This is a genomic window from Tepidiforma sp., assembly GCF_034433535.1.
In the GTDB taxonomy this organism is placed as follows: Bacteria; Chloroflexota; Dehalococcoidia; order Tepidiformales; family Tepidiformaceae; genus Tepidiforma.
In genome coordinates this window covers 1-12,511 of sequence record NZ_DAOUAO010000250.1, presented here as the reverse complement: position 1 = coordinate 12,511, position 12,511 = coordinate 1, and the positions used below count along the sequence as shown (strand labels likewise).

Below are 12,511 nucleotides of genomic sequence, written 5' to 3'. Positions count from 1 at the left end.
ACCCCAACCCCCGCCGGCCCCTACGCCGCCATCGCCGGCCCCGCCCGCGTCGAGGTCGGCGCCACCGCCACCTACTTCGATGCCTCGAACCCCGTGCCGCTGCGCGTCACCTGGGTCACCCCATCCGGAACCTTCCGCGACCAGCACGGCGTCACCGTCACCTTTCCCTCCGAGGGGTGCTTTGCCATCACCCTCACCGGCATCTTCGCCGATGGCCAGTCCCGCACGGCGGTGCTCAATGTGGCCGTCGGCACCGCCGAATGCGGCCCGTGAACGGCCGTTAACATGGCGCCCGCCGCCGCACCTTACGATGAAGTGAGCGACGCATGAACGAAACCGCCGTCCCCCGCGACCTCCAAGGCGTGCACAACTTCCGGCCTGTCGGGCCCTACCGTGTCGCCGGCGGCCGCACCATGCAGCCCGGCCGCATCTACCGCTCCGGCGCCCTCGAACCGATGACCCCCGCCGACCGCGCCCTGCTCGAACACACGATCGGCCTGCGCACCATCCTCGACCTGCGCCACCCCGATGAGTTCGTCCACGCGCCGGAACCCCACCCCCTGAGCGACCGCGTCATTCGCCTCTCGCTCTTCCCCGAGCGCATCGCCCAGGAGGGGCTCATCGCCGAGCTCAACGCCCTCTACGGTCCCGGGCCCTCGCCCGGCCGCTACCTGCAGTACCTCGAAATCGGCGGAGACCGCATCGCCCGCGCCTTCGAACTGTTCGCCGAGGACCACCGCTACCCGGTACTCGTCCACTGCACCGCCGGGAAGGACCGCACCGGCGTGCTCATCGGACTCATCATGGACGTCCTCGGCGCTGACCCCGCCGATATCGCCCACGAATACGCCCTCAGCAACGGCAGCATCGACCGCCTGCTCGCCTACCTCCGCGCCAGCGGCCGCCAGCTCGAGGGCACCGAGGAGGAGATCCGCGCCCGCCTGGCCACCCCGCCCGATCACATGGCCGGCTTCATCGAACTGCTCCACCAGCGCTACGGCGGCGCCGAACCCTTCTTCCTCCGCCAGGGCGTTTCGCAGCGCACCATCGACGCCGTCCGCGAACTGCTCATCGGCTGAGGAGCCGGGCCCGGCTCACTCCCCTGCGCCAGCTGCCCCGGCCAGCCGGGGTTCGGCGTTCGGCGCGAGCCCGAACCGCTCCCGCGGCCACCACGTGAGCATCGCCTTCCCCACGATCAGCTCCTTCGGGATCGGCCCGATCACCCGGCTGTCCTGGCTGTGGTTGCGGTTATCGCCCATCACGAAGTACGACCCCTCCGGCACCACCACCGGCGCAAGGTCGCCCGTCGGCCGCTCGGCGCCCGCGAGGTACGGCTCCTCCAGCCGGCGCCCATCGATGTAGACCGCCCCGTCGCGGATTTCGACCGTCTCGCCCGGCAGCCCGATGACCCGCTTCACCAGGTCACGGTGCACCCCCGACGGGTGGTGGAAGATGATGATGTCCCCACGCTCCGGCCCATGGAAAAGGAATCGAGCCGCGGGCGGCCCGGGGTCCCAGCCGGGGACGAAGCGCGCCAGCTTCTGCACGTCCACCTCGGCGTAGATGAGCGAGTTCACCAGCAGGAACTCCCCATCCTCGAGTGTCGGGTACATCGAGGCGCCCTCGACCCGGTAGTGCTGGACGCTCGCCCGTACGGAGAGGAAGACCAGCAGGGCGAGCAGCACCGTTTCGAGCACCTCCCGCACCAGCCCCGCCGCGCGGGCACGCGCCCGTTCCGGGGCCGCAGCGGGCAGGTCGATACTCCCCGCCGGGAAGGTTGCTGCCGGGGCCGGTGCCGGCCGAACCGGCGGCGACGGCGCCTCGGGGGGCAGGAAGACGGGCGGCCGCGCGGCCTCCCGCCCGCGCGCCTCGTGCTGCGGCGCCAACCGGCGGGGGTCGCGGAAGAGCCAGTCGAACGTCTCGGGCGAAGCGCCGGTCCCTGCCTCCTCCGCCGGTGCCACCCACGTCCCGGCGGGGTCGACCGCCTCGGCCGGCTCGGCCGGGCCGGGTTCTCCGGAGCCGGGCCAGTTCAGCCGTCGGCCGGCGCGCGGCGCATCGTCCATAGCCTGATTAGGCCACATCGGTCACCGCCCGGCCACCCCGCAGGGGGCGAGTCCGGTCCTTTCGTTTACGGGATCGTCACCCGGCGGGCCACGGCGCAGGGCCGGCATCGAAAATTTCCGCGCTCAGGACCAGCCGGGCTCGCGCCCTTCGAGCCACGCGTTGAACCGCGGCTCCCGGCGCTCGCGGAAGGCCGCCACCCCCTCGTGCGCATCGGGGTGGTGGTCGCTGATGGCCGTCTTCGCCGCGATATCGTCCAGCGCCTGCGCCCAGCTCAGCTCCGCCGCGTTGTAGATGGTGCGCTTCAGCAGCCGCATCGCCACCTGCGGCCCGTCGGCCAGCTCCCGCGCCAGCGCCATCGCCCGGTCCATCAGCTCCGCGGGCTCGCACACCTCGTGTACCAGCCCCAGCGCGAGCGCCTCCTCCGCGCTCACGATCCGCTTCCGCATGAGGAAATCCATCGTCTTCCCCACGCCCATCAGCTGGACCAGCAGGTACTGCCCGCCTTCGTCCGGCAGCAGCCCGAAGCGGAGCGTCGCGCTCCCCAGCCGCGCCTCCTTCGAAGCGATGCGAAAGTCGCAGCTCAACGCCAGCGAAAGCCCGGTCTGGATGGCGATGCCGTTGATCGCCGCGATGGTCAGCTTATCGAGCTGCCGAACCGCCGTGTTGAGCGCCTGCGACAGCACCCGCAGGCCCTCGTAGGTGCCGATCGGCTCGCGGTGGCCGGGGTAGATCTCGGGCACCAGCGAGCGCCCGCCCGGCAGCGGCCGCCCGGTGATGTCGTCGCCGGCCGAAAACGCCCGGCCGCTCCCGGTGAAGACCACTACGCGCACGCGATCATCCATCTGTGCCTGCGTCAGCGCCTCGATGAGGTCGCGCTTGATCGGCTGGGCGAGCCCATTGAGGCGCTCCGGCTGGTTGAAGGTGATGACGGCGATGCCCGGCGGCTCGAGGCGCACCTCAAACCCGCGAAACTCCCCTGTTTCGAACATGGCGAACCTCCCCAGGGACTGGTGCGGGCAGTATAGGCGCCCGTTCCGCTGCCTACCGCCGCACCCGGAACTGCACCGCCCCCGCTGCCATACTCCCCCCGTGCCGGACGAACCACAGCAGAGCTCACCCCGGCTCCACGGCCCGTACCTCCAGCTCGCTGCCATCTGCGAAAACGTCATCGAAGACAGGTCCGGCGTGCTGAGCCTGATCCGGGTCATCGACCGCATCACGTTCACCGCCCTTGGCCCCGGGGAGTTCGACCTCCAGGCGGTCGAAATCCCGCTCTACGCGGTGGTGGCGTTCGTCTCTGGCGATGCCCGCGGTCGGCACGACCTGTCGCTGAGCTTGCGCGGGCCCGATGACCTGGTCCGCACAAGGCTGACCGTGCCCGTCCTGCTCGAAGGCGACGACCGCGGCGCCCGAGCCATCGTGCGCTTCCCGTTCCGACCCGACCAGGAAGGCGTCTACTGGATCGACGTGGCACTGGACGAGCGACCGTTCACCCGGATGCCGCTGCGAGTGTTCCTTGGTCAGGTCGTCGCGGGCTGATAGCTCCGCCAGCCTGCTGGCGGGCTGCTCCGGGCGCCGTTTGCCGAACCGTGGTGCCGCCGCTTCCGCCTTCCCACCCGGCCCTGGAATTCCCCAGGTCGATCGGCGCGCTGTTCAGCGCGCCCCGGAGCACCTCGCGAAGCGCGTCCTCGCTCCAGTGCCCGGAGCTGAACTCGCTCAGCCGGAGCCAAATCGTGCGCGCCAGCTCGTCGCCCCCGGCATCCCACGCAGCCCCGGCGAACCACTCCTGAAACGCGTCCAGGCTCAGCCTGCCCTCGAGCAGGTCGATCACCTTCGCGCGAACCGTGGCCGGAGTTGTTGCTGGCATGGCTGAGTACCCTCGCAAGCGGCTCGCTCCCGGCGAGCTTCGTGCACTCTATAACAACGGCGGCTTCGAAGAGCGGGTAAGGTCCGGCGAGCTGTCCCTGCATATCGAGAAGGACGACCACCCGAGCCCACTGCGGGCCGCAGAACCATTGTGCACCCGAAGTCAACTGCTTGCGGTGGTCGACCGGTCCGGGCAGGTCGTTGCGCGCCTGCATCGCTACCTTCGTGCCGACGGCACCATCGGCGGCTCCGGGCGGCCGGATCCCAAGGCGGTGCTCTTCGACGGCGTTCTCTATTTCGTTTGACCTACCGCCGCACCCGGAACTGCACCGCCCCCGCTGCCGCCACGCTCCCCGCCGCAGCCGGCGCGCTGCCCCCCGGGTGCAGCAGCCGCCGCAGGAGGCGCAGCCACCGCCGCAACAGCGCCCGCGGCGAAAGCCCCACACTCAGCCCCGGCGCGCTGAAGGCCACCGCGCCCCTCCGGCGCTCACGGCCCCCCGGCTGCTCCTGCATCCGCTCGTACGCCCGCAGCAGCGCGTTCCGCCGCTCGAGGCGGTCGCCCGGCCGCTGCCCTGCCTCCAACCCGGGCCCGGCGCTGTCGCCCGCCAGCCGGCCATCCTGCAGCAGCAGCCAGCGCTCCCGCAGCGAGTGGGGCAGCACCAGCCGCGTCGTGTCGATCTCCGTGAAGGTGGTGCTCGCCCCCCGGATCTGGTCGAACGACGGCGCGTACCCCTTCGGCATTGGCCCGCCCTTCAGGTGCACCGTATGCAGCCGGATTCCCCGCGGGATCGATGGCACCGAGTACGACTCGCAGTCCGAGATCAGCAGCAGCTCGGTCGACGATTCCTCAAAGGCCTGCCGCTCCTTCCCTACGCCGTCGAGCGCGTTGATATCGCCAATCGCCGCGGCCAGCGTCGCCTTGATATCGGTCGAACCGTCCGGCGTCACCGTCAGCACGCGGCGGGCGAGAACGGGGAAGTCCGCCGGCGCCAGGCAGTCGGTCCGCGGGTGCACGCGGTTCGCGAAGGTGCGGAAGTAGATCTTCGCGCGCTCCTCGCAGGCCGTGAGAAGGTAGGCCATCAGCAGCCCCTTGGCGAACAGCAGCTTGTTGGCCTCCCGCATCGAGTTCGAAATATCGAGCAGGGCATACACCCGCTGCCGGCGCCGACCGAGCGGGCGGCTCTTCAGCACCCGCTCCTCCCGCACCTCGTCGTAGTCCTCCTCGGCCGGGCCGGGGTCCGTGAAGTAGACCCCGTTGATGCCGCCGCTGAGCAGGCGGTACTCGAACATCTCGGGGTCGAGGTCGCGCAGCAGCAGGTCCGGCATCGTCACCTGCGGCAGGTCTTCGATGGTGCGCAGCGGCTCGACCCGGGTATCCGGCATCACCGGGTAGACCACCCGGTGCTTGCGCTCCCGGTGCTCGATGACCTCGTACTCCGGCTTTGCCGGCCGCACCAGCCGGGCGAGGTGCTCCGGCACCTCCACCCCCGCCAGCGGCAGACCTTCGCGCAGCACCCGGGCGATGTTCAGGATGCGCAGCCACTCCGGGGGCAGCGCGTCGGCCGTTTCGCCCACGAGGTCCAGGATCTGCCACGAACGGTAGAGCGCCGCGAGGTCCGCCTGCACGGCGGCCATCCGCTCGGCCGGCGCCGCCCCGGCGAGGTCCGCGGGCCGGCTATTCCCCGCCATACTCCAGCACCTCCTCCAGGATCTCCTCGCGCAGGGCGTTCACCCGAGGGTTCGTAATCTCCCGCCCGCGCAGCGCCTCCAGGAATGTTTCGTAGGTCACGTCCTGCCAGTTCGACTTGCCGATGAGCGCGAGCACGAAGCGGATCAGCCCGCGGTGCGTGTGCTGTGCCTCCACCGGGATGCCGTGCAGGTAGAGGTGGAACGACTGCGCGATCGCCGTCAGCTCCCGCACGGTGGCCAGGTCGCGCTCTGTGTACCCCTGCAGCGTCGATTGCAGCGCCTCGGCGAAGATGTCCTGCGCCGGGTCGTGCAGCGCCCGGTCGTTGCCCGGGATGATCGTCAGCACGAAGCGCAGCGCCGCCAGGTCGGTGCGGTCGACCGTGTCGCGGTGGTGCAGCAGCGCCGAGGCGTTGAGCACGTCGCGGCAGGCCGCCTTCGTGCGCGGCGAAACGTAGCCATCCGCCGCCGGCCGGGCGCCGTTCGCCTGCGCCCGGTGCCGCGCCGCATACCGCATCAGGTAGGCGTCGATGACCTCGTTCTTGAGGAAGAGGATGTCGTGCGGCGCCTCGATGCTCCGCCCGGGGTGTTCGCCGAGCACAATGGCGCTCAGCTCGCGCAGCGTCGCCAACGGGATACGGTGCTCCGGCGGCTGGGCCCGGCCGTGGTGCTTCGCGTAGGCCAGGTCGATCAGGAGGTCGTTGAGCGCGTCCCCGGCCGGGTCGATTGAGGCCTTGAACATGAACCGGTCGAGCACCGGCTCCGCGATCGCCGAGAACTTCAGGTGGTTGGTCATCGCCAGGGCGGTGTGCAGGCGCGCCTCTTCCTGCTGCTCGCCCTGCTGGAAGCGCCGCTCATTGAGGATGCCGAGGATCGCCTCCAGCACCACATCATTCGCGTTCATGAACTCATCGAGGTAGGCGAAATCGGCCGTCACCAGCGAATGCGCGGTGTTGTGCCACAGCCGCCCCTCGTGGAACTGCTTCAGGTCGAGCCCGCCGAGAATCGTCTCCAGCCGCGTCCCCTGGCTGAACTGCGCCTTGAACACGTCGCCCTCGAACTGGCTGAAAACGCTGTCGCCGTAGAGCGACTTGCCCGTGCCCGCCCGGGAGATCAGCAGCTGGTGCCGCCGCGTCAGCAGGGCCAGCGCGGTCTGCTGGAGGAGCTGCACCCGCCCCGGCAGCGCCTCCGAAACCCGCAGCAGCGCCCCTTTCAGCGCCTCCACCGCGCGCGGCACATCGAGCGGCTCGCCGCGGTACACATACGGGCGGCCGTCAGCGGGGATCAGCAGGCTGGCCGGGTCGCGCATTCGCGCCCTCACGGGGGGGCTGGGCCTATACAATACACCAGATAGATCACGTCGATTGATCGGGGAGATACCGCAGATCGCGGCGCCCCGGGTTGTGGCGCTGACGTCGCCTTGCATCGGAATGCGCTAGTATTTTGCCGCAAGCGAAAGACTTCACCCGGGAGCTGCCTGTGGAACCGTGGGAACTCGACCTCATCGAACGCGTCCGCGAACTCGCCCGCGGCCCCTGGCAGGAACGCGCCCCCGTCTACGACCGCGAAGGGCGCTTCCCCCGCGAGAACATCGACGACCTCCTTGCCCTGCGCGTCCCCTCCATGGCGCTTGCGCCCGAGCTCGGCGGGCTCGGCATCAGCCCCGAAGGCCAGATGCGCATCATGGAAGAGGTGGCCTATGGCGACGGCTCCACCGCCGTCGCCCTCAACATGCACGTCCTCGTGGCCAGCTTCCTCGAATCGCTCCCGCCCTTCGAGCGCCGCAACCGCGTCCTCGCCGATATCGGCCGCAACGGCGCCCTCATCTGCGGGCCCGGCTCCATCCCCACCGGCCAGCTCGATAACCGCCAGGCCGGCTTCCGCTTCCGCGATGAGGGCGACACCGTGGTCATGAACGGCCGCGCCGGCTTCGCCAGCATGAGCGACGGCGCCAAGTACGCCCTCACCGGCGGCCTCCTGGACAAGCCCGAAGGCCAGGAGCCCGATGTCGTCATCGCCATCCCCGAGCTCTGCACCCCCGGCATCCGCGTCCTCGGCAACTGGGACGCCATGGGCCTGCGCGGCACCGCCAGCCACGACATCGTCGCCGAGGAGGCCTGCCTCCCGAAGAGCGAGGTGCTCATCATCCCGGCGGCCATGCTCCGCATGCTGCTGGAAGCCCAGGCGAAGGTCATCAACGTCCAGGCCCAGATGCGCGCCCGCGGCGCCCTCGGCATCCTCGCCATTTGGCTCGGCCTCGCCCAGGCCGCCTTCGATTTCACCGTCAACTACGTGCAGGAGCGCCACGGCTACCTCGCCGGGCCGATGGTCACCCTCGGCGCCGCGCCGGCCGGCTACCGCGCCGACCAGGCCTGGGCCCAGATCGCCATCGGCAACATGGACCACTGGCTCGAATCCGGCCGCATCATCCTCTACGAGGCCGTCCGCCGGCTCGAGACCCCCTTCGAATCGCAGCAGGCCTTCACCCGCTACCTCGTCCGCACGGTCTACCATCTCCGCCGCATGAGCGAAGAGGTCTCCATGGGTGCCATGCGCGTCTGCGGGGCCCACGCCTACGTCCGCGCTCGCCCGCTGGAGCGCATCTTCCGCGACATGGTCGGCGGCAATGTCATGGCCTGGAAGACCGACGAGCTCCAGCACTCCCTCGGCCTCGCCGCCCTCGGCCGCCCGATCACCTTCGTCGGCCCCGCCGGCACCTGACCTCCGTCCGCGCCCTTCGTACACTGTCCCGCAGCGGCCCGCGCCTGCCGCCGGCCGCAAAGGAGGTGCACCCCGTGGCCGCAGCGCTCGAATCGCCCCTTGCCGAGGTCGCCGACTGGCTCCGCCAGTCCCGCTCCACCGTCGTCCTCACCGGCGCGGGCATCTCCACCGAATCCGGCATCCCCGATTTCCGCGGCCCCAACGGCCTCTGGACCCGCAACCCCGGCGCCGAGAAGGCCGCCACCCTCCAGAACTACCTCGCCGACCGCGAGGTGCGCGTCCGCGCCTGGCGCAGCCGGGTCGAACACGGCCTCTGGACCGAGGCCGAGCCCAACGGCGGCCACCTCGCCATCGCCGCGCTCGAACGCAAGGGCCGGCTCGACCTCCTCATCACCCAGAACATCGATAGTCTCCACCTCAAGGCCGGCAACAGCCTCGAGCGCATGGTCGAAATCCACGGCAACCTGCGCGAGTACGTCTGCATGCAGTGCGGCGACCGCGGCCCCATCGAGCGCGTCCTCGAACGCGTCCGCGCCGGCGAGGACGACCCGCCCTGCCGCCGCTGCGGCGGCATCCTGAAGTCCGCCACCATCTCCTTCGGGCAGAACCTCGTCGCCGCCGATTACGCCCGCTCCGAAGCCGCCGCCGCCCGCTGCGAGCTCTTCCTCGCCATCGGCACCAGCCTCACCGTCTACCCCGTCGCCTACCTGCCGGAGGTCGCGCTCCGCAACGGCGCCCGCCTCGTCATCATCAACGCGCAGGAAACCCCGTACGACGGCCTCGCCCACGCCCTCATCCGCGAGCAGATCGGGCAGGTGCTCCCCCGCATCGTCGCTGCCGTCTAGCCCCAACCGGGCCGGGATCTGGTAGGCTCCCGCGTGCTATCACCGCCCGGAGCACTGCCGTGACCGCCACCGCCGTTACCGACCCGGTCGACCTCGGCCTCGACCCGACCCGCCTCGGCTACCTCGACGACCACCTGCGCCGCTACGTCGAATCCGGCCGCCTCGCCGGCACCCTCGTGCTCATCGCCCGCGGCGGTGAAATCGGCCACCTCAGCGCCTGCGGCCTCGCCGACCGCGAGCGCAACGTCCCCATGGCCCGCGACACCATCTTCCGCATCTACTCGATGACGAAGCCGCTCACCTCCATCGCCCTCATGCAGCTCTACGAACGCGGCCTCGTCCAGCTCGATGACCCGGTCGAAAAGTACATCCCCGAGTGGAAGAACCTCCGCGTCTACGTCATGGGCAGCGGACCCTCGCTCGTCACCAAACCCGTCTCCCGCCCGATGACCGTCCGCGACCTGCTCTCCCACCAGAGCGGTCTCACCTACGGCTTCCTCGAGCGCACCAACGTCGATGCCATGTACCGCGAAAAGAAAATCGGCATGGCCGAGCTCAACGGCACCCTCCGCAGCATGATCGAAGCCCTCGCCGGGCTCCCGCTCGAATTCTCCCCCGGCGAGCACTGGAACTACTCCGTCTCCACCGACGTCTGCGGCTACCTCGTCGAAGTGATCAGCGGCCAGCGATTCGACCGCTACCTGCACGAGCACGTCATCGCCCCCCTCGGCATGGTCGATACCGCCTTCCACGTCCCGCCCGAGAAGCAGCACCGCTTCGCCGCCTGCTACGGCTACGCCCCCAACGGCATCCGCCTCATCGATGACCCGGCCTCGAGCGACTACCTGCACGAACCCACCTTCTTCTCCGGAGGCGGCGGGCTCGTCTCCACCATCGATGACTACTTCCGCTTCTGCCAGGCCCTCCTTAACGGCGGCGAGCTCGATGGCCGCCGCATCATCGGCCGCAAGACCCTCGACCTGATGACCGAGAATCACCTGCCCGACGGCAAGGACCTCGCCAGCCATGCCCTCGGCCGCTGGGCCGAAACCACCTTCGCGGGCATCGGCTTCGGGCTCGGCTTCTCAGTCACCCTCGACCCGGCACGCGCCCAGATCTCCGGCTCCCCCGGCGAATACTCCTGGGGCGGCGCCGCCTCCACCACCTTCTGGATCGACCCGCTCGAGGACCTCATTGTGATCTTCATGACCCAGCTCATGCCCTCGAACGCCTACAACATCCGGCGCGAACTCCGCGCGATCGTCTACGGCGCCCTCGCCGATTGAGCCGCGCTAACCGCTGAGGGCGGCGCGGTACGCCTCCAGCACCCGGGCGAGCTCCGTCTCCGGGTCCCGAAACCACGCCCCGGCGAACACGCGGTGGATGCGCCAGCCCATCCGCCGGAGTACCGCCGCGTTGCCGATCTCCCGGTCGCGGCAGGCTGGCGCCGACCACCAGCCCGGCCCGTCGCAGAGGATGCCCAGCACATACCGCTCCGGGTCCCCCGGGTGCGCCAGGGCGAGGTCGACCGTGTACCCGCCCGACCCCACCGCAGGGACCACCCGCAGCCCCTCGGCCTCCAGCCGGGCCCGCAGCGCCGCTTCGAACGGGCCGGGCTCGCGCGGCGCGAACCGCCCGCTCGCCTGCAGCGACGCCACCCCGCGATCGGCGTAGTCCAGGTAGTCGCGCAGGCGCAGCGTCCCGGTGGCGCTCGTGCGCGCCGGGTCGATATCCGTCGCCCGCAGCGAAGTGACCACGATCGTCTTCCAGCGCGCCCGGGTGATCGCCACGTTCAGGCGCCGCTCCCCGCGCTCCTTCCCAAGCGGCCCGAAGTTCAGCACCAGCCGCCCATCCTCATCCTTCCCGTAGCCCACGCTCAGGATCATCACGTCCGATTCGTCGCCCTGGACGGTCTCCAGGTTGCGCACCAGCCCGCCCTCCTCCAGCCACCTTCGGATGGCGGGGTCCGATTCGGCGGCCATCTCCACCTGCCGAAGGATCTCCTGCTGCTGCGCAATCGACATCGACGTGATCGAGACCTGCCGGCTGAAGTTCCCAGCCTCCAGCTCCCGCCGGAGCACCGCCACGCAGCGCGCTGCCTCCGCCGGGTTGGCGCGGCTGCCGCCGCGGCCGTAGGTGCCGTCAGCCACGTACTCGAAGTGCACCCCCGATTCCGGCCGGCTGCCCCACGCATCGGGATAGGCGATCAGCCGCCCGTCGTAGAAGTGCACGTTCGAAAACGCGATGAGCGCCTCGTCGCGGCTGCGGTAGTGCACCCGCAGCATCGTGGAGCGGAACACCGGCGCCGCCTCGTCGAGGATGCTCTCGAAGCTGACCTCCTCGTCCTCTTCGGCGCCGTCCCCGGCGTCCAGTTCCCGGCTGAAGAAGCTGGTCGGCGGCATCTGCTTCGAATCCCCCACGACGATCGCCTGCGGCGCGAGCGAAAGCGCCACCGCCATGTCGGCGGTCGGCACCATCGAGGCCTCATCGACGATGACGCAGTCGAACCGGTACGTTGCGCCGTCGTTCTCGTGGCAGAGGTACTGCGCCGCCGCCAGCGGGCTCATCAGCAGGCACGGCTTCAGCGCCTGCACCGCCTCGCGGGTCCGCGCCAGCATCACCCGCAGGGCCGGCCGGCGCTTCGCCCGGTGGTATTTCGCCAGCTGCTGCATTGCCTCCGAACGCGAGCGCGCCGCCCGGTGCTGCTTTGCCCGCACCCGCGCAAGGACATCCTGCCGGGCGGCCTCCGCCAGCTCCCCTTCGAGCCGGGCCAGCGCCTCGGTCAGCCGCTCGTGTTCCCCGGGCGTGAGGATGCCGGGGCTCTCCACCGCCGCCCGTGCCCACGCCCCCAGCACTGACGCGCGCACGATCGCCGCCAGCCGCCCCCGCGCCGAGGGGTCGCGCAGCAGGGCGGCCGCATGGGCCCGCATCCCCCGCGTCTCAAGCTCGTCGAGCGCCCGGGCCGCCTCATCGAGCGATGCCCACGCCTCCAGCCCCGGGAGCAGGGCATCCGCCCATTCCGCAGCGTCCCCCAGCGGACCGCCAAGCGGGTGCTCCCGGCCGAACCGGGGGGCCAGCAGCGCACTGTCCGCTGCCAGCTGATCGGCCAGCGCCCGAAGCTCCGCCGCCCGGCGCCCCGCGTCTCCCGGGTCGCGATACCCCGCTGCGATGGCCCGGGAGGCGGCGCCGCGCGCCCGGTAGAACCCGGGCGAGAGGAACCGCAGGGCCGAGCCGCTCCGCCGGCGCAGCTCCTCGAGCGCCTCGAGCTGCCCGGCAGCCGCCGCCAGCTGCGCCGGGGTCAGCGCGCCCGCGGGGGGATGCCCCGGCCC

At 70.7% G+C, this 12,511-nt stretch carries 12 protein-coding genes; 7 read left to right on the top strand and 5 right to left on the bottom strand.

Going from position 1 to position 12,511, the window contains the following annotated elements; genetic code table 11:
• Together VAE46_RS13305 and VAE46_RS13300 are read left to right on the top strand one after the other, a co-directional pair.
• On the top strand, positions 1-273 hold a 273-nt coding region (locus VAE46_RS13305; RefSeq protein WP_322797430.1), incomplete at its 5' end, for a hypothetical protein.
• 53 nt (positions 274-326) lie between these two features.
• Positions 327-1,079 carry a tyrosine-protein phosphatase gene (locus VAE46_RS13300; RefSeq protein WP_322797429.1) on the top strand — a complete coding sequence of 251 codons (753 nt, stop codon included), beginning with the start codon at positions 327-329 and terminating at the stop codon, positions 1,077-1,079.
• 15 nt (positions 1,080-1,094) lie between these two features.
• Here VAE46_RS13300 and lepB read toward each other — a convergent pair whose 3' ends face one another.
• Complete coding sequence (gene lepB / locus VAE46_RS13295; protein ID WP_322797428.1) at positions 1,095-2,063, bottom strand: signal peptidase I; 969 nt, start codon at positions 2,061-2,063, stop codon at positions 1,095-1,097.
• 123 nt (positions 2,064-2,186) lie between these two features.
• Positions 2,187-3,053, bottom strand: a complete 867-nt coding sequence (locus VAE46_RS13290; RefSeq protein WP_322797427.1) for an enoyl-CoA hydratase/isomerase family protein — start codon at positions 3,051-3,053, stop codon at positions 2,187-2,189.
• Between the two features lie 100 nt (positions 3,054-3,153).
• Here VAE46_RS13290 and VAE46_RS13285 point away from each other — a divergent pair, with 100 nt between their 5' ends.
• Positions 3,154-3,603 carry a DUF6941 family protein gene (locus VAE46_RS13285; protein WP_322797426.1) on the top strand — a complete coding sequence of 150 codons (450 nt, stop codon included), beginning with the start codon at positions 3,154-3,156 and terminating at the stop codon, positions 3,601-3,603.
• A 326-nt stretch (positions 3,604-3,929) separates the two neighbouring features.
• Positions 3,930-4,235 carry a hypothetical protein gene (locus tag VAE46_RS13280; RefSeq protein ID WP_322797425.1) on the top strand — a complete coding sequence of 102 codons (306 nt, stop codon included), beginning with the start codon at positions 3,930-3,932 and terminating at the stop codon, positions 4,233-4,235.
• 1 nt (position 4,236) lies between these two features.
• Here VAE46_RS13280 and VAE46_RS13275 read toward each other — a convergent pair whose 3' ends face one another.
• Positions 4,237-5,619: a hypothetical protein gene (locus VAE46_RS13275; protein ID WP_322797424.1), complete on the bottom strand. Its 1,383-nt coding sequence runs from the start codon at positions 5,617-5,619 to the stop codon at positions 4,237-4,239.
• Positions 5,606-6,925 carry an AAA family ATPase gene (locus VAE46_RS13270; protein WP_322797423.1) on the bottom strand — a complete coding sequence of 440 codons (1,320 nt, stop codon included), beginning with the start codon at positions 6,923-6,925 and terminating at the stop codon, positions 5,606-5,608. The genes VAE46_RS13275 and VAE46_RS13270 overlap by 14 nt, the downstream gene beginning before the upstream one ends.
• Before the next feature lie 170 nt (positions 6,926-7,095).
• Between VAE46_RS13270 and VAE46_RS13265 the strand changes: the two genes are divergently transcribed.
• From VAE46_RS13265 to VAE46_RS13255, 3 genes are all read left to right on the top strand, one after another.
• Positions 7,096-8,337 (top strand): acyl-CoA dehydrogenase family protein, encoded by a 1,242-nt coding sequence (locus VAE46_RS13265; protein WP_322797422.1) that lies wholly within the window; start codon positions 7,096-7,098, stop codon positions 8,335-8,337.
• Positions 8,338-8,411: 74 nt separating this feature from the next.
• Positions 8,412-9,182, top strand: a complete 771-nt coding sequence (locus tag VAE46_RS13260) for an SIR2 family NAD-dependent protein deacylase (RefSeq protein WP_322797421.1) — start codon at positions 8,412-8,414, stop codon at positions 9,180-9,182.
• Between the two features lie 59 nt (positions 9,183-9,241).
• The gene (locus VAE46_RS13255; protein ID WP_322797420.1) at positions 9,242-10,468 is read left to right on the top strand and encodes a serine hydrolase domain-containing protein; all 1,227 of its coding nucleotides are present in this window, start codon (positions 9,242-9,244) and stop codon (positions 10,466-10,468) included.
• A 6-nt stretch (positions 10,469-10,474) separates the two neighbouring features.
• Here VAE46_RS13255 and VAE46_RS13250 read toward each other — a convergent pair.
• Positions 10,475-12,511: AAA domain-containing protein (locus tag VAE46_RS13250; protein ID WP_322797419.1), on the bottom strand; the 2,037-nt coding region annotated here is incomplete at its 5' end.